This is a genomic window from Parazoarcus sp. PS-13 R2A (assembly GCF_057621855.1).
In genome coordinates this window covers 17,712-42,555 of sequence record NZ_JBYEXN010000023.1, presented here as the reverse complement: position 1 = coordinate 42,555, position 24,844 = coordinate 17,712, and the positions used below count along the sequence as shown (strand labels likewise).

Genomic DNA, 24,844 nt, shown 5'->3' with positions numbered 1-24,844 from the left:
CACCGTGGCGCCATTCATCAAGCGGGCGGAAGAAGCTCCTGCCCGGTGAACACTACAGCGTTTCGTCCAGCATCCGCGCCACACCGTCCTGCCATGGCGGCAGGCTCAGACCGAAGGCGGCGCTCAGCCTGGTGGTATCGAGGCGAGAGTTGAGCGGCCGTGTGGCCGGCGTGGGGTAGTCGGTGGTGGGAATCGGTGCGACCTCGCCCACCTTCAGCGCCACACCGCGCGCACGCGCGGCTTCGATCACGAAACTGGCATAGCCATGCCAGCTGGTTTCGCCTCCAGCCGCGAGATGATAGGTACCTGACAGCTCAGGACGTGCGCGCAGGCTGCGCACGGCGTGGGCGCTGACGTCCGCGATCAGCTCGGCCCCCGTCGGCGCACCGATCTGGTCCGCAATCACGGTCAGGCGCTCGCGCTCAGCCGCGAGGCGCAGCATCGTCTTCGCGAAGTTGCCACCACGGGCCGCATACACCCACGATGTGCGGAAAATCAGGTGCGTGCAGCCGCTGGCGCGAATGGCCTCTTCACCATCGAGCTTGCTGCGGCCATACACCGACAGCGGGCCGGTGGCATCGTCTTCCTGCCACGGCTTGCTGCCGCTGCCGTCGAACACGTAGTCGGTGGAATAGTGCACCAGCACCGCCCCCCGGCTCGCGGCCGCCTGGGCCAGCACACCGGGCGCATCGGCATTGATGCGCTGCGCCAGTTCGGCCTCGCTCTCGGCCTTGTCCACCGCGGTATGCGCGGCGGCATTCACGATCACATCGGGCGCAACCGCGTCCACCGTCGCCCGCAGTGCAGCCGGATTCGACAGATCGCCGCTCAGTCCATCCCTGCCCTGTCGCCCGAGCGCCACCAACTCGCCCAGCGGCGCCAGCGCGCGCTGCAGTTCCCAGCCCACCTGGCCGTCCTTGCCCAGCAGCAGAATCTTCATGCGTGCGCATCCTTCGCATCGCGCCCCGCGTAGTTTGCCGACACCCACTCGCGGTAGGCGCCGCTCTGCACATTGGCCACCCACTCGGGGTTGGCCAGGTACCACTCAACCGTCTTGCGAATGCCGGTCTCAAATGTCTCCGCCGGGCGCCAGCCCAGCTCACGCTCGACCTTGCGCGCATCGATTGCATAGCGGCGGTCATGCCCGGGGCGGTCAGTCACATAGGTGATCAGGCGGCTGTAGCTGCCGGCCGCGTCCGGCTTCAACTCGTCGAGCAGCGCGCACACGGTATGCACGATGTCGAGGTTGGGCTTCTCGTTCCAGCCCCCGATGTTGTAGGTCTCGCCAAGGCGGCCGTTCTGCAGCACCGCGCGAATCGCGCTGCAGTGATCCTTTACGTACAGCCAGTCACGCACGTTCTGTCCGTCACCGTAGATCGGCAGCGGCTTGCCCGCGAGGGCATTGACGATCATCAGCGGGATCAGTTTTTCGGGGAAATGGTAAGGACCATAGTTGTTCGAGCAATTGGTCGTCACCACCGGCAGGCCGTAGGTGTGAAACCACGCCCGCACCAGGTGATCGGACGCCGCCTTGCTCGCCGAGTACGGGCTGTTGGGCTCGTACGCATGGGTCTCGGCAAAGGGCGCCTCGTGCGCGGCGAGCGAGCCATACACCTCATCGGTGCTCACGTGATGAAAGCGGAACGCCGCCTTGGCCTCGCCTTCGAGCGCGCCCCAGTAGGCGCGCGCGGCCTCAAGCAGGGTGAAGGTGCCTTCGACGTTGGTGCGCATGAACTCACCCGGGCCGTGGATCGAGCGATCCACGTGACTCTCGGCGGCAAAGTGCACGATCGCGCGCGGCCGGTGCTCTGCCAGCAGACGATCGACCAGTCCGCGATCGCAGATATCGCCCTGCACGAAGACGTGACGCGTGTCGCCGTCGAGCGACTTCAGCGTCTCCAGATTGCCCGCATAGGTGAGCTTGTCGAGGTTCACCACCGGTTCGCCGGTTTCGGCAATCCAGTCGAGAACGAAATTGCCGCCAATGAAGCCCGCACCGCCGGTTACCAGAATCACGCCTTTACTCCCTGATCTTCCATGCTACAAAGATACCAGAGAAATATTGCATCGCACCAATTGAAAGCGCAATTCGTTCGAACAGGCAGACTCCAATCCGGACTATTTCCCGGATTTCGAAGGCACGGCGGCGCTTTCCACAAGGAATCTACATTGGCTCGCCGCGCAGCGCGCTCAGGTGCCAGTTGTAGACCTCTTCCAGCAGATGCGGCGTGTGCTTGCCCGGCGACTGATCCAGCGCACGATTGTAGTAGTCGCGCAGCGCCGGCTTGAAGTTGGGGTGAGCGCAGTTCTCGATCACTGCCTTCGCACGCTGGCGCGGTGACAGCCCACGCAGATCGGCCAGGCCCTGCTCGGTGACCAGCACCTGCACGTCGTGCTCGGTGTGATCCACGTGCGACACCATCGGCACGATGCAGGAGATCGCCCCGCCCTTGGCCTGCGACGGCGTCATGAAGATCGACAGGTAGCCATTGCGCGCAAAGTCGCCCGAGCCGCCGATGCCGTTCATGATCTGCGAACCCATCACATGGGTCGAATTGACGTTGCCGTAGATGTCAGCCTCGATCATGCCGTTCATTGCAATCACGCCCAGGCGGCGGATCACCTCGGGGTGATTGCTGATCTCCTGCGCTCTCAGGATGATGCGGTCGTGGTAGAAGTCGAGATTGGCATTGAGCTCACCGAGCGCGTCGCTGCTGAGCGAGAACGCGGTCGCAGACGCACAGGTCAGCTTGCCCGACTTGAGCATCTCCAGCATGCCGTCCTGCAGCACCTCGGTATAGGCCGTCAGGTTCTCGAACGGGCCATCGTTGAGGCCGGCCATCACCGCGTTGGCGATGTTGCCCACACCCGACTGCAGCGGCAGCAGGTTTGCGGGCAAGCGCCCCTTCTTCACTTCGTGCTTGAAGAACTCAAGGATGTGCCCGGCAATCAGGCGCGAATTCTGGTCCGGCGGCGAGAACGCGGTGTTGCGATCCGGGCTGTGGGTCTCGACAATCGCCACGATCTTGCTGGGGTCACAACGCAGATAGGGCTCGCCGATGCGATCCGATACCTTGACCAGCGGAATCGGCTTGCGGTTGGGCGGCAGCTGGGTGCCGTAATAGATGTCGTGCATGCCCTCGAGGCGGCTGTTCTGCCACGAGTTCACCTCGAGAATCACCTTGTCGGCCTGATCCAGCCAAGTCTTGTTGTTACCGATCGACGACGACGGAATCAGACGACCATCCTCGAGAATGCCGCCCACTTCCACCACGGCAACGTCGAGCTTGCCGAGAAAGCCGGACCATACGAACTGCGCCACGTGCGACAGATGGATGTCGATGTACTCCATCTCGCCGGCGTTGATGCGCTTGCGGCACGCCGGATCGGACTGATAGGGCAGGCGCATCTCGATGCCATCGACAGCGGCCAATGCACCGTCAAGCTCTGGCGCCGTCGACGCCCCTGTCCATACCCCGACCCTGAACCGCTCGCCCTGGGCATTGGCGGTCGTGATGCGCCCGGCCAGCGCCGCAGGCAACACCTTGGGATACCCCGATCCGGTGAAGCCGCTCATGCCGACATTGGCACCGTTTTGGATAAGGCGTGCGGCCTCCTCGGCCGACATGATCTTGCTGCGCAGGGCGGAACACTGGATACGGGATTCGCTCATCGTCTGCTCTTTCAGAAGGGGCCAAAAGAAACGCGCCATGCGGTGAGGCAATGGCGCGTGCTTCGATTGCTCGAAGGGTTCCCAAGGCGTCCGAGGGAGGGGACCGCTTTGGGAGGGCAACGCTGATTCATGCGGGCCGCAGTCTAGTCAGCGCATGGCATTACGGCAAACGAGCATTTATGATGCGATGCATTAGCAGAACTTAATCATCGACCAATGAGCTACCAGCTCCCAAGTCTTGCCCTGCTGCGCACCTTCGAATCCGCCGCCCGCCATCTGAGCTTCAAAAAGGCCGCTGCCGAAGTGTGCGTTACCCCCGCTGCAGTCAGCCAGCAGATCAAGGCGCTGGAAGACCAGCTTGGCGTCATGCTGTTTCATCGTCGCGTACGTGCGCTCGAACTCACCGAGCACGGTGCCACGCTGCTGCCCGGCGTTCGCGACGCCTTCGAGCGACTGGTAAAGGCCGTCGATCAAACCCGCCGCGCAGCCCCCAGCCCACTCACCGTCACTGCCCCACCCTCGTTTGCCAGCCACTGGCTGCTGCCCCTTCTGCCGCAGTTTGGTGCGACGCACCCGGAAATCGATATTCGCCTGTCGAGCACCTCGGACACCGTCGACCACAAGGGCGAAGCCGCCGTGCTCGGCAAGCTCCATCCAGCGCGCACGGAAGTCGCCATTCTTTATGGCAAAGGTCACTATCCGGGCTATGCGGTGGTACCGATCTTCACGCCCGACTATGTGCCGGTATGCACGCCCGCACTGCAACGCGCTGCGGCACTGCAAACCCCTGCCAACCTGGCCGGACAAGTGCTCATCCACGACGACACACTGAGCGAAGACGGTCGCGACATGCATTCAGGATCCGGTTGGGCAGAGTGGCTTCGGCTCGCGGGCGCATCGAACATCGACAGTCGCCGAGGGCCGCATTTTTCCAACGCTGCACTTGCACTGGAGGCAGCCCAAGCCGGCCATGGCATTGCGCTCGCGCCGCGCCCGCTGATCGATTCACGCGTAGCCGAAGGCAAGCTCGTCATTCCGTTCAACATCGCCCTGCCCTCGCCCAGTACCTACTATCTGGTCATGCACGAAGCGATGCAGCACCAGCCTGCGGTCGAAGCATTTCAGTTGTGGCTGCTGGGGGAAGCTTCGGCACTACAAAAGCGCCAGCTTTATCGCACCTGAACAAACAAACATGACTGCGCCTCCGCGCAGACACAGTTCGTCCCAGCGGTTCCAGCTCGTACCCAAGTCGTCGAGCTGCTCCGTAACCAAGGGGATGGTCTCCTGGTCGATGCGTGCTTGGCTATGTTCAAGTATGCCCCGCAGGCTTGCCGCCTCACGCATCAGACCGTTTAGCCGAAACGCTGGGCGCAAGAGCAGCACACCGCCAATGAACGCCAGCAATTCGGCAAGCAATGCCATTGAAATTCAGAGCACTGTGTGCAGCAACAAGGTTCGACCATCAATCACAACGGCCTTGTCATCAACTGCCGTCGCCTTGCGAGCAAAGCCAATCACAACCTCCATACCCTGCGCATGTGCAAGGGTCTCGAGCTGGGAAATCGTGATGCCTCTCGGCGCCTGACCACCTTCGTAACGGCTGATCTCTGACTGTTGAACACCGCTGCTCGCCGCCAAGCCCCGTTGCGTCAGCCCGACCGTTTCGCGCAGCTCCCGCAACAGAAGGCCCATCTTCTCGGCGGCACTCGCACCTTCGTATCCCTCTTGAACCAGAGGATCGCGAAGAAGTTCGTCTTCCAGCATACGCAATCTCATTACAAAACTCCTGAAGGCTATGTTCGTTGGACTGCACGAGCAATCGCGGCGTTCAAAGCGCCAGCCGAAAGCGCCTCGGCGATGAAGTCATCAAACGCGGCGACACTCAGCAGTACCAAAGCCCGCGCCTTGAGCACAAACGCGGCGGTAACGCCGCAGCTTCCAACACAAAGACTGATCACATACAGGCGATCTCCGGAACGCAGACCATGGGGCCTGAAAGCCGAATCGAGCCGCCCAGCACGAAGTGCTTCATGGCGCTTCCTGATGAGTGCACCGACCGCTCTCGAAAAATCGCCCCCGCGCGCATTAATTGCGCACATTTCAGCTATCGCATCCTGGTGGGCGTCGCCGTCCGTCATCATTGGCCTCCGATGAGATTATGGGCTTTTTCACATCAAATACAAGTTACTCCGCATTCAGCACCATCACCCGCCGATCGGTCTCGTTCCACAAACGCTTGCCCAGCGCCCGTCGCGCCTCGTCGTCGCCGTGGATCAGGCGCACTTCAGATGGCAGGTGACGCATGCGGGTGACGAAACGGACGAGGTCGTTCTGGTCGGCGTGGGCGGAATAGCCCGACAGGGTGTGGATGGCCGCCCTGATGTTGATGCGCTCGCCGTCGAGATCGACGTAGCCGCCACGCGGCCCATAGGTCTGGATGTCGCTGCCTGGCGTGCCTTTCGCCTGATAGCCCACGAACACCACATCGTGGCGCGGATCATGGAGCATGGCCTTGAGGTAGTTCAGCACCCGCCCGCCGGTGCACATGCCACTGGCGGCGATGACGATCGCGGGTTCGCCGCTGCGCGCGAGCCTGCGCACATTGGCCAGATGCGCCTCGTGCTCGTCGATGGCCACCAGCTGATCAAAGGCCAGGGGCTTGCGACCGGCGCGGACGCGGGCTTGCGCCTCGGCATCCCAGAAGGGTTGCAGTTCGCGATAGAGCTGGGTAAAGCGCCCGGCCAGCGGTGAATCGAGATAGATCGGCAGCTTTTCCCATGCCGCCGCGTGCGGGCCGGGCTTCCTGCGCTGGCGATGGAGAATGTCCTCGAACTCGTACAGCAACTCCTGCGTGCGACCGATGCTGAACGCCGGCACGATCACCGTGCCGCCATTACCCAGCGCCCGCTCCACCACCGCCTGCAGGCGATCGCGTCGCGTCGCCCTGCTTTCGTGCACGCGGTCGCCGTAGGTGCTCTCCAGCACCACCACGTCTGCGCGATAGGCTGGTTGCGGCGCCGGCAGCAAGGGCGCATGCGGCGCACCGAGGTCGCCCGAGAACAGCACCCGCACAGGGGCCTCGTCCGCACGCCGGATCTCGCACTCGACATAGGCCGAGCCCAGAATATGGCCCGCGCGTTGCAGACGGATGCGGCAACTGGCCTGCGGACTGCTGAACACCGTGTGCCAGGTGCGCCAGGGCAGCGGCCGGATGCGGGACTCCACCAGTTTGAGGTAGCGCTCGACCAGTTGCCGGTCACGGCTGATACCCAGCTCGAACGCATCGGCCAGCACCACCGACAGCAATCGCGCCGAAGGCTCACTGCACAGTACCGGCCCCTTGAAGCCGGCCGCCAGCAACCAGGGAATACGGCCAACGTGGTCGATGTGTACATGGGTAGCGACCAGCGCCTGAATACCATCGACCGCAAACGGGATGTCCGGCTGCCCGGCGCCGGCCTGGCCATCCGGCGCGGTTTCCGCCCCCTGAAACAGACCGCAATCAATCAGCAGGCTGCGCGCATCGTCGATAAACAACTGATGGCACGACCCGGTTACGCCTCTGAAGGCGCCGTGATGAATGGTATTTGCATGCATCGCGGCATTCTAGGGATGCAGAAGACCTATCTCAAGATGTCAAAGCAATAATTTGAACAATCGCTCACAGATCAGCAATTGAAAATCGCCACTTAAAACAATTTTGTCAGAATATTCATCGAGAGAAAGCAACTCGCTCGGCTAACAGGCCCCGCCTCACCTAAAAACTGTCGGTTTTTTTTACACACGACAATGTATAAGGAAGGCAACTCAAACACCCCCACCAGCAAGCACTTGATTCATCTGTAATTATCTATACAACCAGAATCTGGAACGTTTTTTGCTATCAATTCCGCAACTGTCGAATTCGACATAACCGCAACATAGTGAGTGAAATCTCATGACATTCCAGAAAATCGCCGCCGCCATCGCACTCTGCGCCTTTACGCCGCTCTCGATGGCAGCCATCATCGCCAGCGACAACTTCGACTACGCCACAGGCGAAGTCGCAGGCCAGAACGGCGGCAGCGGCTGGGCCGGCGCATGGTCTGCCAACACCGGCGTCACGCAGGTCGTTACCCCGAGCACCTCCCTCGGCGGCAGCAACGCCCTCCAGGTGACCGGCAACAACAACAATGCCGCCTACCGCCAGCTCAGCTCGGCCTTTTCCGGCGACAACCTCTTCGTTGATTTCTACGTCCAGCTCGACGCCGGCGTTCTGTCTGCAAATGACTTCCTGGGCCTGTGGCTCGATACCGCCAGCACGGGCGATCACACGAACCGTCCGAACATCGGCATCAAGGCGGATGGAAGCAGTACCAACGACATCTTCGTGCGCACAAACGGTACCGGTGGAAGCTTTGCGCGTCGTAGCGACATCGGCAACATCAACGATGTCACGTATCACATCGTTGGCCTCCTCTCGCGCACCGCACCGGGCAACTACACGAGCTTCTCGCTGTGGCTCGACCCGATGTTTGCGGACTTCAGCACGCCCGACGCCATCATGACCGGGAACACCGGCCTGTCGCAGATCAGCTACGTCGGCTTCCGCTCGGCCAACCTCGATAGCGGCGACGTGCTGCTGATCGACGGCCTCCAGCTCTCCACCACCTGGAACGAGGCTCTTCGCATCAGCGCGAGCCGCACCACTGACGTACCCGAACCCGGCACCGCGGCCCTCATCGGCCTTGGCCTGCTCGGCCTGGGTTTGTCGAAGCGTCGCAAGGCCTGAACGGACGCAAAGCGCAGCGCCCATCGCGGCGCACGGCATTAAGAAAAGACCGCTGCGGCGGTCTTTTTTCGTTTGTATCGGACAAGCATCCAGTTCCGGCGCTGATCCCGCGCCACGTCATCAGCCTGCGACCCGCAGAATGCGAACTCAGCCGGCCTGGGGAACCGGGCATCTCTCGCTAGCACCCCTGCGCGGCGCCAAGTGCAGCCCCCCCCTGCTCAGGGATTCACAATCCTGAAAATATCCGCGGATATCCTTCTGGAGTTGAATTCAGATTCCGCATGTCATTTTCAGGCTTGCGCCGAATGACGACCAGCAAGCTGAATTCAGCGTTGTCAGATCGCCCCCTTCCCTCCCGACCCAAGTACACGCCCATGAAAACCCTGCCCCTGCTCGCCACTGCTGCCGTGCTGTCTGCGGTCGCCACCCCTTCCTTCGCCGTGGTCTACACCATGACCGACAACCTGACCGGCGCCTTCAGTGCCTCAGGCTTCCAGGACGCAAACCCGAATACCTACAACATCAACGTCCGTGACCTCGACGGCACCGTTAAACTGTACACCCCGCCCGCCGGCAGCCACACGACCGCCATCAGCGGCAGCCTGCTGCTGAACCTCTTGCCCGGTTCGAACCCGGCCCTGTCTGCGCCGTGGGATGTCGCCTTCAGCATTCCCGCCATTGCCAACATCTTTACCGCCGTGCTGTCCGGCGTTGCAGATACCGGCGTAAGCATGTTCACCTTCCAGCCCGGCACCCCGGGTGCAAATGACGGTGTAGCAATTGGCTCCGGAACCTTCAGGCTTACCTATGATGAACAAATCGCGCCCGAGATCCAGGCCACGCTGTACGCGCTGACCGGCATGGCGATGCCGTCTAACGGCGCAGGCTCGATCGACGTACTGTACAGCCTGTTTCAGGACGGCTTCGATCTCGAGTTCAGCGAGACGGCCACGACCTGGCCCGGCTTCGGCGTCGCACTTGCAGCCATCAACAGCGCAGTCGGAAGCACACCCAACCTGCTGACGGGCGACTTCTCGGTAAACCAGCTGCAGGTCAGCAGCACTCAGGTGCCGGAACCCACTACGCTGGCACTGCTTGGCATCGGCGTCGCCGGCCTGGGCACACTTCGCAGGCGCAGGCAGGCCTGACAAATCGCGCCGCTGTTCCCTGATCCCGACAGCATTCGAGAGCACCAAGGGCAACGAAACACCCGCATCAGCGCGTACAGCACGCACAAAAAAAGACCGCCGCGGCGGTCTTTCTCATGTGAGGCGCGCAACAATCAGCCCCGCGCATCCCCCCAGCGCAGATCGATGGAATCGTCCCCAACATAGGTGGCATTGCCACTTCGATCAACGCAATACTGAAAGGAGAGGATCTTCTCTTCGACCGTCTGACTTTCCCCCAGCCGCGTGTAGTCGAACAACACACTGCGCTCAACGCGCGAACCCGCGCGCAGGTGGCAGCCACGGCCGATCCACGTGGGACCAATCACCGAAACACCAGGCTCAATGCGCACGTTGGAACCGATATAGCATGGCCCCACAATCGTCACGCTGTCCCACGCAATCGACGTGTTCAAACCCACCCACACACCGGGCTTGATCTCGCGACCGGGCATTTCCATCTGCGCCACCTCGCCGCGCAGCACACGCTGCAGCACTTCCCAGTAGTCGGTCAGACGACCGATGTCGATCCAGTTGAAAAAGCGCTTCTGCGCATAGAACGGCACGTCCTGTTCGACCAGCATCGGAAACAGTTCGCTGCCGATATCAAACTCGCGCCCCGGCGGAATCATGTCGATCACCTTGGGCTCAAAGATGTAGATGCCGGTGCTGGCGAGGGTGGACAGGGCCTCTTCGGGCGACGGCTTTTCCTGGAAGGCCTTGATCTTGCCTTCGCTGTCGGTAACGACAACGCCGTAATTCTTGACCTGCTCGCGCGGTACATCCAGTGCTACCACGCTCGCCAGTGCGCCCTTGTGTCGGTGCTCGTCCAGCGCCGCGCCAATATCCAGATCGACGATCGCATCGCCGCACATCACAAGGGTGGTTTCGTCGAAGAATCCACCGAAGTCCTGGATCTTGCGCATGCCACCGGCCGACCCCATGGCCTTGGGCACGATGTCACCGTGCTCGCGCTTGCCCTCGTAGGAATAGCCGATCTCGACGCCCCAGCGGTGACCATCACCAAAGTAGTTTTCGATCTTGTAGTGATTGAACGCCACGTTGATCATGATCTCGCGGATGCCGTACCTGGCCAGATGCTCGATCAGATATTCGAGCACCGGCTTGTTCAGAATCGGCACCATCGGTTTGGGCAGGTTCTTCGTCAGCGGGCGAACCCGCGTTCCCTGGCCTGCAGCCAGAATCATTCCCTTTGCCATGATCAATCTCCCTTTTACGTATTAGTTGAACCCGGTAGCACTCAAGAGAGCGAAAAATCAATCGCCCTTCAGCCCAAGAGACCTGCCACCATCGACGATGAAATTCTGCCCGGTAATAAAGTTGGCCCGGGGAGAGGCAAGATAAGCCACCATCTCACCAATATCCTCAGGCTTACCGTAACCACTCAACCAGTTCGTCTTGCTCAGCTGATCAAGCTCCGAAGCACTGATCTCACCACGCTGGACAATCCCCGGCGAAACGCAGTTTGCCGTAATACCGAACGGCCCCAGTTCCATTGCGATTGACTTGGTAAAGGCGATCACCCCGCCCTTTGAAGCCGCATACTCGGCGAAATTGGCCTTGCCTTGCACGCCCAAGACACTGGAGATATTGATGATCCGACCGGTCTTGGACGGCACCATCGCCTTGGCAGCTTCCCGGCAGCACAGGATCGCCCCCCTCAAGTTCACGTTCAAGACTTGGTCGATGACCTCTGTCTTCTGCCCGATCAACGAGGAGTACTCGTCGCGTGCGCTCCCCCCTGCGCTATGAACCATGATATCGAGTCGGCCGTGAAGTGCGGTGACCTCCGCGAAAGTCCGCACAATATCAGCCTCATCCGTAACGTCTAGGCGCTGCGGATAGGCTTTACCCCCTAAACCGACAATCTCGGTAACAACAGAGTCGATTTTGTCCGAACTCATACCGCAGACATAGACGATAGCCCCTTCGGCTGCAAGGCAGCACGCAATACTCCGCCCGATGGATCCGCTTCCGCCCGTAACGATCGCGACCTGGTTCTGCAGCACGCAGCCATCCGCAACCCGGATCTCGTAAGGGACAGTGACCGGAATCCGCGGGGCCAGCCCGTCGCGCAGCGAACGTAATTTATTACGAACGCGACCAGGAACAAATTTCTTAAGCAACCTCATGACTGAGCATCCTTTAACTTGGCTTGCCAAAACGGCGGGCGAATATGTCGAGGACTATCCGACGCTCATCGCGATGCAATCCGATCACGGCAACCGCCGCGACAACCGAGATTCCGGCAACGGCGCAAACAAGAAAAATACCAAAGAGCGTCTCGGGCGCATGGTATTTCACGGCCAGCGGAGCAAGAGGCGCTAGCATCAGAACAGCACCGCAGCGCAGCCCCACATCCCGCGCAAAGAGCATCAGCGGAAGAGAGATCGAATGCCGCAGAAAGTACAGTCGGGCAACCGCTATCAGCGCCGACAGGACAATGGCGACGACAAAGACAATCTCTGGGGCGAACCCTTGGCTCAGGAAGACATAACTGATGGGTAAATTTGTCATGCCGATGGTGCTGACTGTCAGGTGATATGTCCTGACCTTTCCCGTTGCCGCCTGAGCCGTTCCGGTCACGCCCGCGAAGCTCTCGACCAATGCTTGAATCAGGACCAACTGAATGAACGCGACAGTATGCTCAGGTACAGTCGCGAGCCAGATTCCGAGCAGGGCTTCGGCTTCGATCAGTACCGGCAGGACCATCAAGAGCACCAGGAAAAACGCGAGACGGGCGCCCTTCAGCACCAGAGTATGCATCTGCGCAAGATCGCCCGCTGCGTACGTCTTGACGATCTGTGGATTAAGCGCCTGAATGAAACTGCTCGTGAAACTCTGTAATGCGTTGCTCACCTGAAGAGCGAGTCCGAAGGCTGCATTGACCAGCGTGCCGAAGATCAGGTTCAAAATAACATTCGTCCCCTGCAGGCGCAGCACGACCGAGAGATTGCTGAGAATGCTCCAGGACGAAAAGGACAATATCTCGCGAAACAGACGGGGGTCACGAGCAGGGCGCGTATGACATTCGGAAAAGTTCCGGCGCGCATACCAGCCATAAACACCTGCGACGAGCGCTGCAACCACCAGCATCAACACGGCATAGACCTGCAAACGGTCTCCAGAAACCCTGAAAAGCGCATAGGCGACAGCCAGCCTAAGTCCCACATCCACAATACTGACGTATGCGAATGCGGCCATCCGCTCATTGGCGATAATCGCTGCGTTAAAGGGTGCCGTGGCAACGTTGACCAGGAAAGCCAGCAAGGCACACTGATAGACCCAATTCGCGGCGCCCATCCGGTCTGGTGCAATATTCAACTGTGTATTCAGGAACCACAGCCCCAGCGTCTCCGCAATGAGCAGAATGACCACCGCCAGCATCAGATGGATGAAAAGACTCGTGGCGAAGACGCGCTGCACATCGTCCGCCGTACCTGACCGTCCTTTCTCGAAATTCAGGAAGCGCTGCGTGGCGGCCGTCATCGCAGCGTTCAAGAACCCCATCAGGACCATCAGCCCGCCAACAAGGCTGAACAAACCGAAATCGCTGACCCCCAAGGCCTCGAGGATGACCCTCGAGGTATAGAGTGCAACAACCGTCGTCAGGAGCGTACGAAAATAGAGCGCCAGTGTGTTCCTGGCAATTCTGCGGCCATGATGTTCCATTCATTCAGCTCAGTATCAACGGAACAGTTTGGGCAGTTTGCGTCTGAGTCGGCGCCGCACTCTATCGCCGAAGGTAAGCTTGTCCAGCTCCTGCAGATAGGTCTTTAACTGGCGGACGTCGTCCTCCTTGACACTGAAGACCTCGACCAGGATCGGGCCAGGCTCCGCAGGATTGGTTAAAACGTCAATTGCGGCATCGCATTCCTCGCGCGTCGTCGCCGCCAGATAGCGGAAACCCACCGACTCCACCCAGCCCTTTGCCGAGGTCGCATGCCCTGCCGAGATGTGGCGCGACAACTGCGGCGCCAGTCCCTCGCTCAGCGGCATATGCATGACCCCACCCCCCTCGTTGTTGAGCATCAGAATGCGCAGATTCTTCGACAGATGCCGGTTCCACAGGGCGTTCATATCGTAGAAGAAGGTAAGGTCGCCGATGACCAGGTAGACAGGATCGGACGTCGCAGCAGCGAAACCCACCGCAGCGGACATGCAGCCGTCAATCCCGTTCACACCTCGGTTGCAAAAGGCTGTGACCGATGGATCCGAACGGAACAGGTGCACCATGCGGATCGGAAGGCTGTTTGCGATATGCAATTGCGCATTCTTCGGTAGCTTCCGAACCAACTGACCTACGGCATGAATCTCGCCAAAATCGACTTGCGGCTCTTCGATAGCGCCATCAACCTCGGACCACGCTTCGTAATAATCCACTCCGCCAGGCTGCTCGGCCTGCTCACACATCTTCTCGAAGAAGAAGCGCTCCCGAACCTCAAAGACGGTCGACAGTCGACGGAAAGGGTCAGAGACGCGGCTGGTTCCAAGATCCCATACTTCGAAAGGTCTGCCAGTTGAAGAGAGGTATTCCTTTAGTTCGCTATTGAACGTGTAATTACCGAATAGGTTAATGACGACGTCAGGTGCCAGTTCAACAGTCTGCTCAAGAGTCATCGAGCGCAACGCAAGATACGCAGTCTCGATGGTGCGCGAGGTGTGGCAGTTGGACAGTTTGTCAGCAAGGATCACACAATCGTAGCGCTCAATGAAACGCTCCACAGACCGGCTTAGCGTTTCATTCGCCGGTGCCGACTGCCCCCAGACAATCATCACCTTGCGCCCCGTGAGACGACTGGCATAGGCCTGCCAGACGTCGTCCCCCTCATCGCCACAAACGCGCGTGATCTTGCGAACCTTAGGCAGGCTCTCTGTAGAGAATTTGTCAGTATGGTGACGCTCGATGGGGAAGTTGAGATGCACCGGCCCGCGGCCGTGGTGGTCAAGTTCAAGAAAGGCTTCGTTGATCACCCGATTGCAGTACCACTCCGAAAGCCCGTCCTTCACTTCAGGCAGTTGTCCCTGATAGCGAATAAAGCCGTCATAGACATCCTTCTGAAGGAACATCTGCTCTTCCTTCTGATTGAGAAGCTCTGGAAGGCGATCCGCTGTCAATACCACGAGCGGCAACCCTTGATAGAAGGCTTCGACCACAGCAGAACCATAATTGATCGCCGACGTACCCGAGGTGCAGCACACCGCGACCGGGGCACCAGACTTCTGAATCAAACCGAGAGCAAAGAAGGCTGCACTGCGTTCATCTACAACAGAATAAAGCGAGAAATCCGGATCCCGCTCCAGGGAACGCACCAGAGGATAGTGTCGGCTACCCGGTGAAATCACGACACTCAAGATGCCATGTTGCTTCATGAGGGAGAGGATCTGAAGAATCAACTTATTATCTGAATACACGCTTATATTCTCATCCAGTTTATCGATCTTACTGCACAATTTGCAGAAATCAGAATCATCAATATGAACCTTAAACACCATTCAGAGCAGCCATGAAATCTCTGCTCGGTTCAGCTCAAACCCATACATCAGGCTTCGACCCTAATTACAGGATACGATCATCTCAATGAATTAACCATCGATCGCCCCAAGTAAAAAATCGGCTGAATCGTTTCGAAGCCTTGGCAAAATGTCATCGACAGTCGAGTAATCCACCACCGTACCGACAAGTTCTCGCAACCTGTCCTTGTCCACGTATTCATTCAGCAAAAGCCTGGATTCCAGACGAAACCCTCCAAGCAATGACGTAAATCGCGAAAGCCCTCGACCGGAATTCCCGAGAGCAATGAAATTCTTTCTAAACAGAATGGCGAATACAGTTCCGTGAAAGGAATCTGTAACGATATAATCCGCATTCTTGAACTCGCTCACCCACTCCGAAACCGACGCATCGGATTGCAAACCGAGTTCTCGCAGAGCATAGTGCTTGCCGAGCGTTGCGAGGGCGTCGCTAACAAGCCTCGACTTATCCTGGGCTCCATCAAGAATATAGGTGAGCATGCGCTTCGTTCCAGAGCCCTCATCGCGCCTCGGTATAGTGAAGCGATCGTAAAAACTTGCATCAACGAGCAGCGTTGGATCCAGAACATGGCGACAATCAGCGCGACCTAAAGTCTCACAAATCAACACGCCACTTTGCTCTCTCGTCGATACGGCATGAAAATCAGCGAGCAGGGGTTTTATTTCCTCAATCATGTCCGGAGCCTGCCAATGATCCATTCCGAATGACGCTGCGTAAGCGATCTTTCGAGTCTGCATGGCATCGACGAACTCGAGGAAGTATCTGGATGGATCATACGATATATAGTCCCACCTCCAGACCTGATCACTCCCGACGATTACAGCATCAAACTTCTCCTTGCTCACTGCCTGCCTAAACTCCGCACCGGAGCAAGCCTTCCGAGTTTGACGCACGATATATTCACTTAGAAATTTCTCATGCCTTGAGACTTTCTCGTATCGCTCCCGAATGCCCTTGAAATTCTGCACTGGAACTCTTTCAAGCACGGATACGATCAGTTTCTTTAGAGCAGGATTAAGGCGCTTGCTCTGCGGCCCGCCATTACCGATCGATGTAACCCTATACCCCCTGTCATTCAGGAAACTATGCAGTGCGACAGCCTGCAGCATTCCGCCGTAGTTTCCGTCCCGGGGCAGATTCAGTATTCCTATACTTTTCATTTCGATCGATCCTGTCGAAAATAACTGCAGTCAGGTGTAGCACCCTTCTGGACTCGGTTACCTGAATTACCATCCACCAGCACCCGGAGTTATTCCGGCGCAGCAAGCGACGATGGCTGAGTGCTCAGCATGGCATCTGAGGCGTCAGCACATTCACACGTGGTATAGGTCGCTGGGCGCTGAACCACCTGTCAGAGAAACCACCGTCTCCTTGTGCATGCACTAGCTCGCAGCCCGTCCATATGTATCCTCGAAGCGCACGATGTCGTCCTCGCCCAGGTAGCTTCCCGACTGCACCTCGATGATCTCCAGCGGCACCTTGCCGGGATTCGCCAGACGGTGAGTGTGGCCCAGCGGGATGTAGGTGGATTCGTTCTCCCCCAGCAGGAAGGTACGTTCGCCGTTGGTGACCTCAGCCGTGCCCTTCACCACGATCCAGTGCTCGGCGCGGTGATGGTGCATCTGCAGGCTCAGCGTCGCGCCCGGACTCACCACGATGCGCTTGACCTGAAAGCGCTCGCCGAAGTCGATCGAGTCGTACCAGCCCCACGGGCGGTACACCTTGCGGTGGCTGCGCGTCAGGCTCTTGCCCTCGGCCTTGAGCCGTTCCACGACCTTCTTCACGTCCTGGGTGCGGCTCTTGTGTGCCACCATCACCGCATCGGCGGTTTCCACCACCACCATGTCGTCGCAGCCCACCGCAGCCACCATGCGGTGCATCGCGTGCACCAGGGTGTTGCGGCTGGACTCGAACATCACTTCGCCACGCCCGCTGTTGCCGTCGCCATCCTTCTCCGACACCGCCCACAGCGCGTCCCACGCGCCCACGTCCGACCACCCGGCCGACAGCGGCACCACCACGCCCTGGCCAAGCCCGGGCGCAGTGCCCAGCTTTTCCATCACGGCGTAGTCGATTGAATCCGACGGGCAGGCGACAAATGCGGCCTTGTCCACACGCAGGAAGTCGGCATCCACCGAACGTCCTGCAAACGCTGCATCACACGCGGCACTGATATCGGGGCGGAAATGCGCCATCGCCTTCAGCCACACCGAGCCCTTCATCATGAAGATGCCGCTGTTCCAGAAGTACTCGCCGCTCTCCACGTAGCGGGTGGCGGTGTCGGCGTCCGGCTTTTCGACGAACTCGGCCAGCACGCGGGCGCTGTCGGTGTCACCCGCCAGCGGGCCGACGCGGATATAGCCGTAACCGGTTTCGGCGCGATCGGGCACGATGCCGAAGGTCACCAGGCGACCGGCCTCGGCCTGCGCCGCCCCTTCGGCAATGGCTTTCTGGAACGCGGGCACATCGACGATCACATGATCGGCCGGCATCACCAGCAACACCGGGTCCTTGCCCTCGGCCATCGCGGCAAGCGCCGCCAGCGACAGCGCCGGCGCCGTGTTGCGGCCCACCGGCTCGAGCACGATCTGCGCCGAGCGAACGCCCACCTGGCGCATCTGTTCGGCGATGATGAAACGGTATTCCTCGTTGCTCACCACCAGCGGCTGTGCATCCACCTCGCCGCCCGCATAGCCATTGAGCCGCACCACGGTTTCCTGCAGCAACGAGTGATCGCTGGTCAGCGGCAGCAGCTGCTTGGGATAGGACTCACGCGACGCAGGCCACAGCCGTGTGCCGGAACCGCCAGAAAGAATTACCGTCTTGATCGCCACAAGGAAACCTCCGAAGCACTTATATTTTAGTGCACTGCAACATGCATTGAAGATACAACAACGCTCGCCCGGTCACCAGCACTTCCTACGGCACGCGAACTGCGACCACGCGATCCACAAGTACGCTGCTGACGCCGGCAGCCCGAAGTGCCTGCACGTAGACACCCTTCTCGTGATTGATCTCTCGCGCAAACGGTCCGCCAGGAACCTTCACGTATTGATACTGCAGATGTCCGTTGGCACGGCGCGCTGCAACAAACCGGTTCATCGGTGGATACGATCCGACTCTTGCGAATGCGTCTGAGCCAACATTACCGGTTGAGTCTGCACGGAGCGCTACATAGAGATCCCAGCTTCCGTCTGCCGGCAACTTGTCGAGCTTGAACTGAACCGACCATGCACCGGAGTTGCCCGGCATCCGGACGGCAGCGCCGTCGGATGCAGCGACGTCCTCAACGATCATTGCGCCGTAGTATCGATTGAAGGCCAGATCCTGGAAGTCAACCCACTCCGCATCAACAACACCGTCCATGAACTCCGGCACGGACGCCGGCCTTCGCTCGAGCGCAATCAGCCCAGCAAGTTCTTCCAGCTTTCCGTCTTGCCGGAACTGCCGCACCCCTTCTGCACGCGCGGACTCGAACATCCTGTTCCGACGGTGCTCGAGATCCAGTTGCCAGGTCCCGCCCACTGCCAGTGCCTGGTATTCGGCGCGGCGCACAAGCACCACGTAGTCCAGAGGCATGCGTGCCGCTCTCACATGCTTCAACCGAGTTGAGTCGTCTGCGACAAGGCGCTCCGCCTCGTCAAAGAGCACGTCCGCCCGAGACACGAAGTCGAGCGAAAACATCCTTGCATCGACCTGGTTCTTTTCCGACAACACATCGCCACTCGCCGCGATCGCCTCGTGCATCAGATCAATGTAGCGATGAACGACCGGGCCTGCATTTCCGAAATAAAGACTGCAGTATTCGGCAACGAGCGCACGCACATCCTGATCGGGATTCCACAGCAAGCGCGCGATCAGCCATACCCGCAACGCAGCAAATTCGGCGCCGGGCGTGTTCCAGCTACCTTCGGCAAAATAGCCATTCACATTCGGGAGGGTTGCCAGCCAACGGATGCTTTGACCAATCGGATAGATGTTTGGTGTTGGCTGCAGGAAGCCACTGAAGTTGGTGATGTGATCCCACACCAACACGTTGGTCGCAATTCGGTTCCAGCCAGCGATATCCTCACCCAACTGCCGGTTACTGCCCTCATTGAGCGGGTAGCGGTAGTCAACATGAATCGTCATCGGAAAAACCATGACGTGGTCGGGCACACGCATGCCAGCTGGCGGCGAAAAGCTCCAGTGATACGCATTGAACGCAAACCGGGCGCCCGGCATGTGTTTGCGGACGCGCTCGGCAACATCGATCACCATGTCCAGCCGTGGTGCGGCAGGAGACCCGCCGTGCTGCTCGGCAAAGCGGCGGCTCGCCGGGTCCATGTCCCAGCCCCAATCCATGTCGTGGATGTCGAACCAGATGCTGCGGTAATCGGGGTGTTGCTTGAGACGCTTGATGATGGCCTCTGCCATGGCCTGCCGCATGTCGGGATTCATCATCGCGACCTGCCCACCCGCGAACCATTCCGGATGCAGTTTTTCGCTGTTCTTCTTGTCCAGCAAGGCCCAGAACGTGCCGTCGCCCCCCTTGGCACGCCAGCTCCGGTCCCAGGTATCGATCTCGGGCGGCCCGGCCTGAAACGAGGGCCCGTGCGACTCTCCGTTCAACAGGTTATGAGCACGGAAGCGCTTGTCCTCGCCCTCCGAACTCAGCACCTCGCGATACGAGAAGCGCGGCACCTGGCGTTCGGTTACCGGCGCGATCGCAAGTCTGGTCTGGCGCGGGATATGCACATAGGTCGGGCTGAGCCACTTCACGCCGAGCTTGCGATCAAGAAACCAGTTAACCCCGTACATCGTCCCGCGCGAAGTCTGGCCGGCAATGAGGATGTGTTCGCCAACCGTCCGGATAAGGAAGCCGTCCTCGCCCAGGCCCTCGAACGACAGATCCGGCGCCAGTGCGGCCATCGCCTTTGCGCCCTGCCCGACGACGATCAGACGCTGTGCGCTGCCATCGCCAGACGATGTCAGCGGCAGGAAGCCCGAGCCTGTGATCAACTGCAGATATCGTGCAAGCTCTCCAGCCGCGTGCATGGTCACCGCGTCTGCGTCTACGGCGACCTGAATGCGATAGTTGCTCCGGCCGGGCTCCGAAAGGGTGAGCAGCGGTGGAGTCTGCCGAGCAGGCGGACGGTCCGCGACGCCGGCAACGGGCACTGGGGTCGCACCATCTGCCTCAAGCAGTTCTGCCGCAAGTTCATCACGCCGCAGCGTCGCCGCGGTGTCGACCGGATCGGTGGTCGACTCCACCCTCACCGCATCAAAATAGGCTGCGCCATTCGTTCCGCTGACCTTGCGCAGGTACAGCAGGAGTTCGCTTGCGCCCTCAGGCGCTGCGACAACGACCGAATGCGGGCGCCAGGTGGATGTCTCGCCGGTCACGAAGAGTGCCGGTTCGGTGCGCCCGCCCAGCGCCACCCGTGCCGGGCCAGCCCAGCCCTGATCGACCCCCTCGCCCCGGTAGCTCAACTGAACGAATACCGAGCCTGCGGGTGCGTTCTCACCCCGAATACGCATGCTGATCCGGTAACGACTGCCCCCCTTGATGGTGCGCTTGTCCTGGGCCACGAAGCCGCCCGTCACCCGCATCGAGGCATTGCCCTCGGCGGCACCGCCGCTGACGACGTCGCCCTTGCCCCACCACGGCGCTTTGCCCGCCTCGAAGCCGCCGTTGGCAATAACCGGCGCACCGTCTCCGGGCTCAGCTGCCAGCGCAAGCGGCGACAGCATCAACCCAGCAAGCAGGGCGACGAGCGCCCACAGGAAGGGAAGAATCCTTACTTCCACAGGCCTTCAATACCCGGTTGACGCAGCAGGGGGACACGGAACTTGCTCCGGAACCGCATCAGGCTGTTGAGGTGCATTCGCCCTGCCCAGCTGAAAGGACCGGCGGCACTGCTGCGCTGGTGGTCGTGAACGAGGCGCGCGCCGGGAAAGCACACCACTCTCTCCCCGGCCTGCCACACTCTCGCGCAAAGATCGACGTCTTCCATGTACAGGAAATAGGCTTCATCCATGCCCGTTACACGCTCGTAGAGCGCTCGCCGGACAAGAAAGCCCGTACCCATGACCCATTCGGCTTCAAACGGCAGCCCCGGCGCCCACGCATCCAGCATCAGGTGCCGCTTCATGCGCGACTTGAAAGGCCAGTACTTGCCCAGTGGTGTGCGGCGGGCGGCAACATCCAGCAGACTGTAGAAGCGCCTTGCCGAATGCTGACGCTCGCCGCCGGGATACACCAGATCGAGCCCGACCAGCCCGACGTCGGGGCGCGCGTCGAAGTAGCGGACAACGCGCTCTAGGCTGTCATCCTCGAAGTACGTGTCGGGATTGAGCACCAGCACGAAATCGAGCGAGCACGCGGCCGCGCCCAGGTTGACCCCCGCACCAAAGCCGCCATTGCGCGTTGCCCGGATCAGCTGCACGCCTGGCGGCAATCGGGCGGACAGCTGCTCGAAGGAATCGTCGGGAGAGCCGTTCTCCACGACGATGATGTCCTTGGCGGCGGCCACCCCATGCTCAAGAATGGAAGCCACGCACTTGCATGTCAGATCCGGTGTACGGAAGTTGACGATAACCGGGTTAACTCGTGTGATATTCATTCCGAACCTCTCAAGCACTGCACTAGACCGCCCCTTGCAGACACCGTCCGCCCGCACTCACCACGTCATCGACAATGCTCCACAGCGCATCCGCCGACGCGGTCCAATCAAAACGCCTGACCTGCTCCCGGCCGCGCCCCGCGAGCTCGGCTCTCAGACCCGGTTCGACCATCAGTTGGCGAAGCGCGCGCGCAATGTCGTCCACGGAGTACGGATCGACGATGAGCGCGGCGTCGCCTGCGACCTCAGGCATGGCAGATACGTTGGAGGTCAGCACCGGAACACCCGAAGCCATGGCCTCGACGATCGGCAAGCCGAAACCTTCATATAGCGAGACGAAGGCAATCGCTTCCGCCCCCCTGTAAATGCGCGGCAGATCCGCATCGGCGAGGCGTCCGGCAAAATGCACATATGCTTCAACGCCTTCATTCCGGGCGAGATTCATCAGTTCGACATTCTCGGTGCCGGTCATGACCAGATGAACATCCATGTCACGCAAGCCCGAGCGCGCGTAGGCGCAGACAAGCCGATCAAGGTTCTTGTAGCTGCGATGGTTGCCCGGATAGAGCACATAGCGGTAGGGCAGCCCAAGCGTTTCGGTGTTGGCGGAAAACTGCGGGCTGACCCCGTTCAGGACGACGTGAACGCGACTGGCCGGCATGCCCGACCACTCAATGAACTCACGCCGTGTGTAATCTGACACGCACACCACAGCCTCGCAGCGTCTGTAGAGCGGCAGGAAGAAATGACGGTAGTAGAGCGCATGCGCGCGACTGTAGAAGTGAAGGTGGGTCAGATCATGCACGGTCACCACGCTAGGCACCGGCGACCACAAAGGCGGCACGAAGCCGGCGCTCCAGAACACACCGCCATCAAGCGCCTTCCCCCGCAAGCTGCGGGAAACCGCCAATGGCGATAACGGACTGCCAATGCGGCCCTGGACATCCAGATCAACCACTTCGGCATGACCCGGACATCCATCCACCATCGCTGTCATGACGTTGCCGATACCGGTCTTTTCGGGCCAGCGCATGTCCGAGAAGACCTGATAACGCGCCCCGGCGCTCGACGTCGTCATCTCAGTCCGCCCACCCAAGCAAGCGCTGCGAAGCGGCAATCCAGTAGTAGCGCGCACGCTTCGGGTCCGCCTTCAGCAACGAAACGATGCACCCCGCAGCCGATCGCGCCACCAGGTAGAGCACGAAATACGCGGGGTAGCGGTTAAGCCCCAGCACCCGTCCAAACCCACGGTTGTAGAGCCTTGCGCGCTTGAATGCACGCTCGTCCATCACCATCAGTGGCTCCGGATGATGGATGCGGAGTTCGGGCTGGTAGCGAACGGGCATCCCCGCACCGACCACACCCAGCAAGTAGTTGACCTCTTCCCCAGCACCCCACCTCGAGCCTGAGCCAACCCCAAGCAGCTCATCAAAGCCACCTGCCTGCCGAACCGCCTCAACATGAAGAAAGATTGTGTAAGAAGTCGCGCAGGTCCAGATGTTGTAACGATTGACCGCGAGTGCTTCGGTCGCCCAACGCCCCTGTGACGGCACACCGTTCGCATCCACGCTGGACCCCGTAAGCCCACGCAACGCAGGATCACGACGGAACTGCTCCGCGACGAATTCCAGCGTATCAGGTCGATACCAGCAATCGTCGTCCGGAAAGCAGACCACGTCGCCGCTCACATGCTTCAAGCCTACATTGCGGGCGCGCGACAGGCCCTTCTCCGACCGCAGGTAAATGATCTCCAGGCGGTCCTTGAACGCTTCGACGAGGCGGCTGACGCGGTCATCCTCGTTCTGATCGATCACCAGCAACTCAAAATTCTGGTGGCGCTGTGCCACAAGAGACTCGAACAGGCGTTCGATCTCGATACTGCGGCCAAGGGTGGCCATTACCAATGAAAATTTCATTTCAAGTCGCTCCTTGAATACTGGCTGGCCCGCGCCCGACCGGCGCAATCACGACCTGTCTCCGTTCGCCGAGCCCGAAAGACACCAGCACACCCATGAACAGATAGACGATTTCCGACTGGTGAAGCGGGTTGACCAGCGACCACAAGGCCACCGGGAGCAACATCCCCATCACCCGCATACCGAGCCCCACTCCGAGAAAAAACACCAGCCACATGCACAGACCAACAGCGCCCGCAATCAAAAACAGATCAAGCGGTGAGCTGAAAACCGAGTTCGTGCCGGCCCCCAGCCCTCTAATGGGAATCCACCAGCCCGAAAAGTGCGCTTCGACAAAACCGAAGCCATAACCCAGAAAATCACGTGCAATCAGGTCGATCGACTGCATGAAGGCCAGACCGCGCTCTTCCTCCAGTCGCACCCGCAACAGGTCGCCACTCAGTTCCGGCCCAAAGCGGAAATAAAACAACGCCGCACCTGCGCCGATTGCAATCGCTTTGAGCACACCACCGGCGCGAAAATGAAGCAGCAGAACAACGCCCACCGGAATCAGAATCGTCTTCGACTCGCTCAGCAAGGCCACCACAATACAAAGAGCGACGAAGAGGACAGCCGACCTGATGTCCCGTGATGACTGCAGAAAGAGTAGGTAGCTGCACAGAAAGAAGAAAATCGCCAACCAGTTCCGCTCCTTGAACGTGCCGTAAAGCGCGCCCTGCATAAACGCCACGTAGCGATGAATCACAGGAAGCTCGAAAAACTGCACAGCGAATTCAAATGCGAGCAGTCCGGCCAGAAACAAGTAACCGAACGGAAGCGACCGCTTCAGGTAGTGATCGCCAAGCGCACGGCCTACAAGATAGAAAGCCGGATACAACACTGCGAACTTGATCACCTGCTCGACAGCCTTCGTCCGTTCGTAGCCTGACGCAAAGGTCAGAACGAGCGCGACCGCAAGGAAAAGACCATATACAAGCGCCTCGACAACCCCAGGACGAAGGAGGTTACGGCTCATAACGAACATCAGTGCTGCAAGCACCCACAACTGCGAAAGCTGTGCCGGCCCGATCTGCACGAACTGAATCGGCAGCAACAATAGGCCGCTCATCAGCACGAGTCGCATCGGATCAGAGAATGCCGTTGCTCCTTTTTCCAT

The 24,844-nt window shown here is 59.9% G+C and carries 21 protein-coding genes; 3 read left to right on the top strand and 18 right to left on the bottom strand.

Going from position 1 to position 24,844, the window contains the following annotated elements:
* Positions 1–52 precede the first annotated feature (52 nt).
* The 3 genes from rfbD to scpC all read right to left on the bottom strand — a co-directional run bounded on the left by rfbD (position 53) and on the right by scpC (position 3,673).
* Positions 53–940, bottom strand: a complete 888-nt coding sequence (gene rfbD, locus AC22G6_RS18140) for a dTDP-4-dehydrorhamnose reductase (protein ID WP_487367939.1) — start codon at positions 938–940, stop codon at positions 53–55.
* On the bottom strand, positions 937–2,016 hold the full coding sequence (gene rfbB / locus AC22G6_RS18135) for a dTDP-glucose 4,6-dehydratase (protein ID WP_487367938.1): 1,080 nt from the start codon (positions 2,014–2,016) through the stop codon (positions 937–939). Before rfbB ends, rfbD begins: the two co-directional genes overlap by 4 nt.
* 148 nt (positions 2,017–2,164) lie before the next feature.
* Entirely contained in the window at positions 2,165–3,673 is a 1,509-nt protein-coding gene (scpC, locus tag AC22G6_RS18130; RefSeq protein ID WP_487367937.1) for a succinyl-CoA:acetate CoA-transferase ScpC, read from the bottom strand.
* Between the two features lie 216 nt (positions 3,674–3,889).
* Between scpC and gcvA the strand changes: the two genes are divergently transcribed.
* On the top strand, positions 3,890–4,855 hold the full coding sequence (gene gcvA / locus AC22G6_RS18125) for a transcriptional regulator GcvA (protein WP_487367936.1): 966 nt from the start codon (positions 3,890–3,892) through the stop codon (positions 4,853–4,855).
* Here the strand turns inward: gcvA and AC22G6_RS18120 are convergent.
* From AC22G6_RS18120 to AC22G6_RS18105, 4 genes are read right to left on the bottom strand one after another with little or no spacing between them, the layout of a single operon-like run.
* Positions 4,826–5,095, bottom strand: a complete 270-nt coding sequence (locus AC22G6_RS18120) for a hypothetical protein (RefSeq protein ID WP_159098227.1) — start codon at positions 5,093–5,095, stop codon at positions 4,826–4,828. The two genes, gcvA and AC22G6_RS18120, sit on opposite strands and share 30 nt — an antisense overlap.
* A gap of 6 nt (positions 5,096–5,101) precedes the next feature.
* Positions 5,102–5,437, bottom strand: coding sequence for a helix-turn-helix domain-containing protein (locus AC22G6_RS18115; RefSeq protein WP_487367935.1), 336 nt, complete (start codon positions 5,435–5,437; stop codon positions 5,102–5,104).
* Between the two features lie 29 nt (positions 5,438–5,466).
* Positions 5,467–5,811, bottom strand: coding sequence for a hypothetical protein (locus tag AC22G6_RS18110; RefSeq protein ID WP_487367934.1), 345 nt, complete (start codon positions 5,809–5,811; stop codon positions 5,467–5,469).
* A gap of 46 nt (positions 5,812–5,857) precedes the next feature.
* Complete coding sequence (locus AC22G6_RS18105; protein ID WP_487367933.1) at positions 5,858–7,270, bottom strand: MBL fold metallo-hydrolase RNA specificity domain-containing protein; 1,413 nt, start codon at positions 7,268–7,270, stop codon at positions 5,858–5,860.
* Between the two features lie 340 nt (positions 7,271–7,610).
* Between AC22G6_RS18105 and AC22G6_RS18100 the strand changes: the two genes are divergently transcribed.
* Both AC22G6_RS18100 and AC22G6_RS18095 read left to right on the top strand, forming a co-directional pair.
* Positions 7,611–8,444: a PEP-CTERM sorting domain-containing protein gene (locus AC22G6_RS18100; RefSeq protein ID WP_487367932.1), complete on the top strand. Its 834-nt coding sequence runs from the start codon at positions 7,611–7,613 to the stop codon at positions 8,442–8,444.
* A 374-nt stretch (positions 8,445–8,818) separates the two neighbouring features.
* A complete protein-coding gene (locus AC22G6_RS18095; RefSeq protein WP_487367931.1) occupies positions 8,819–9,592 on the top strand; it encodes a PEP-CTERM sorting domain-containing protein in 774 nt (257 codons plus the stop codon).
* Between the two features lie 134 nt (positions 9,593–9,726).
* On the opposite strand, the gene AC22G6_RS18090 is transcribed toward AC22G6_RS18095, so the two are convergent.
* The 11 genes from AC22G6_RS18090 to AC22G6_RS18040 form a co-directional block, all read right to left on the bottom strand.
* Complete coding sequence (locus tag AC22G6_RS18090) at positions 9,727–10,830, bottom strand: nucleotidyltransferase family protein (protein ID WP_487367930.1); 1,104 nt, start codon at positions 10,828–10,830, stop codon at positions 9,727–9,729.
* Between the two features lie 57 nt (positions 10,831–10,887).
* Positions 10,888–11,763 (bottom strand): SDR family NAD(P)-dependent oxidoreductase, encoded by an 876-nt coding sequence (locus AC22G6_RS18085; RefSeq protein ID WP_487367929.1) that lies wholly within the window; start codon positions 11,761–11,763, stop codon positions 10,888–10,890.
* 13 nt (positions 11,764–11,776) lie between these two features.
* Positions 11,777–13,303 carry a lipopolysaccharide biosynthesis protein gene (locus tag AC22G6_RS18080; RefSeq protein WP_487367928.1) on the bottom strand — a complete coding sequence of 509 codons (1,527 nt, stop codon included), beginning with the start codon at positions 13,301–13,303 and terminating at the stop codon, positions 11,777–11,779.
* 15 nt (positions 13,304–13,318) lie between these two features.
* On the bottom strand, positions 13,319–15,127 hold the full coding sequence (gene menD / locus AC22G6_RS18075; protein WP_487367927.1) for a 2-succinyl-5-enolpyruvyl-6-hydroxy-3-cyclohexene-1-carboxylic-acid synthase: 1,809 nt from the start codon (positions 15,125–15,127) through the stop codon (positions 13,319–13,321).
* 90 nt (positions 15,128–15,217) lie between these two features.
* Positions 15,218–16,327, bottom strand: a complete 1,110-nt coding sequence (locus AC22G6_RS18070) for a polysaccharide pyruvyl transferase family protein (RefSeq protein ID WP_487367926.1) — start codon at positions 16,325–16,327, stop codon at positions 15,218–15,220.
* 222 nt (positions 16,328–16,549) lie between these two features.
* Entirely contained in the window at positions 16,550–18,001 is a 1,452-nt protein-coding gene (locus tag AC22G6_RS18065; protein ID WP_487367925.1) for a mannose-1-phosphate guanylyltransferase/mannose-6-phosphate isomerase, read from the bottom strand.
* An 85-nt stretch (positions 18,002–18,086) separates the two neighbouring features.
* Positions 18,087–20,957 (bottom strand): DUF4838 domain-containing protein, encoded by a 2,871-nt coding sequence (locus AC22G6_RS18060; RefSeq protein WP_487367924.1) that lies wholly within the window; start codon positions 20,955–20,957, stop codon positions 18,087–18,089.
* The gene (locus AC22G6_RS18055) at positions 20,948–21,772 is read right to left on the bottom strand and encodes a glycosyltransferase family 2 protein (RefSeq protein WP_108948979.1); all 825 of its coding nucleotides are present in this window, start codon (positions 21,770–21,772) and stop codon (positions 20,948–20,950) included. The genes AC22G6_RS18060 and AC22G6_RS18055 overlap by 10 nt, the downstream gene beginning before the upstream one ends.
* Before the next feature lie 22 nt (positions 21,773–21,794).
* Complete coding sequence (locus AC22G6_RS18050) at positions 21,795–22,850, bottom strand: glycosyltransferase family 4 protein (RefSeq protein WP_487367923.1); 1,056 nt, start codon at positions 22,848–22,850, stop codon at positions 21,795–21,797.
* Position 22,851: 1 nt separating this feature from the next.
* Positions 22,852–23,688, bottom strand: a complete 837-nt coding sequence (locus AC22G6_RS18045; protein ID WP_487367922.1) for a glycosyltransferase family 2 protein — start codon at positions 23,686–23,688, stop codon at positions 22,852–22,854.
* Between the two features lies 1 nt (position 23,689).
* The gene (locus AC22G6_RS18040) at positions 23,690–24,844 is read right to left on the bottom strand and encodes a hypothetical protein (RefSeq protein ID WP_487367921.1); all 1,155 of its coding nucleotides are present in this window, start codon (positions 24,842–24,844) and stop codon (positions 23,690–23,692) included.

What these genes read in the sequence shown, in the direction of transcription:
- rfbD (WP_487367939.1), bottom strand. Translation starts at nt 940, where the DNA reads ATGAAGATTCTGCTGCTGGGCAAGGACGGCCAGGTGGGCTGGGAACTG.
- scpC (WP_487367937.1), bottom strand. Translation starts at nt 3,673, where the DNA reads ATGAGCGAATCCCGTATCCAGTGTTCCGCCCTGCGCAGCAAGATCATG.
- gcvA (WP_487367936.1), top strand. Translation starts at nt 3,890, where the DNA reads ATGAGCTACCAGCTCCCAAGTCTTGCCCTGCTGCGCACCTTCGAATCC.
- AC22G6_RS18120 (WP_159098227.1), bottom strand. Translation starts at nt 5,095, where the DNA reads ATGGCATTGCTTGCCGAATTGCTGGCGTTCATTGGCGGTGTGCTGCTC.
- AC22G6_RS18115 (WP_487367935.1), bottom strand. Translation starts at nt 5,437, where the DNA reads ATGCTGGAAGACGAACTTCTTCGCGATCCTCTGGTTCAAGAGGGATAC.
- AC22G6_RS18110 (WP_487367934.1), bottom strand. Translation starts at nt 5,811, where the DNA reads ATGACGGACGGCGACGCCCACCAGGATGCGATAGCTGAAATGTGCGCA.
- AC22G6_RS18105 (WP_487367933.1), bottom strand. Translation starts at nt 7,270, where the DNA reads ATGCATGCAAATACCATTCATCACGGCGCCTTCAGAGGCGTAACCGGG.
- AC22G6_RS18100 (WP_487367932.1), top strand. Translation starts at nt 7,611, where the DNA reads ATGACATTCCAGAAAATCGCCGCCGCCATCGCACTCTGCGCCTTTACG.
- AC22G6_RS18095 (WP_487367931.1), top strand. Translation starts at nt 8,819, where the DNA reads ATGAAAACCCTGCCCCTGCTCGCCACTGCTGCCGTGCTGTCTGCGGTC.
- AC22G6_RS18090 (WP_487367930.1), bottom strand. Translation starts at nt 10,830, where the DNA reads ATGGCAAAGGGAATGATTCTGGCTGCAGGCCAGGGAACGCGGGTTCGC.
- AC22G6_RS18085 (WP_487367929.1), bottom strand. Translation starts at nt 11,763, where the DNA reads ATGAGGTTGCTTAAGAAATTTGTTCCTGGTCGCGTTCGTAATAAATTA.
- AC22G6_RS18080 (WP_487367928.1), bottom strand. Translation starts at nt 13,303, where the DNA reads ATGGAACATCATGGCCGCAGAATTGCCAGGAACACACTGGCGCTCTAT.
- menD (WP_487367927.1), bottom strand. Translation starts at nt 15,127, where the DNA reads ATGGTGTTTAAGGTTCATATTGATGATTCTGATTTCTGCAAATTGTGC.
- AC22G6_RS18070 (WP_487367926.1), bottom strand. Translation starts at nt 16,327, where the DNA reads ATGAAAAGTATAGGAATACTGAATCTGCCCCGGGACGGAAACTACGGC.
- AC22G6_RS18055 (WP_108948979.1), bottom strand. Translation starts at nt 21,772, where the DNA reads ATGAATATCACACGAGTTAACCCGGTTATCGTCAACTTCCGTACACCG.
- AC22G6_RS18050 (WP_487367923.1), bottom strand. Translation starts at nt 22,850, where the DNA reads ATGACGACGTCGAGCGCCGGGGCGCGTTATCAGGTCTTCTCGGACATG.
- AC22G6_RS18045 (WP_487367922.1), bottom strand. Translation starts at nt 23,688, where the DNA reads ATGAAATTTTCATTGGTAATGGCCACCCTTGGCCGCAGTATCGAGATC.
- AC22G6_RS18040 (WP_487367921.1), bottom strand. Translation starts at nt 24,844, where the DNA reads ATGGAAAAAGGAGCAACGGCATTCTCTGATCCGATGCGACTCGTGCTG.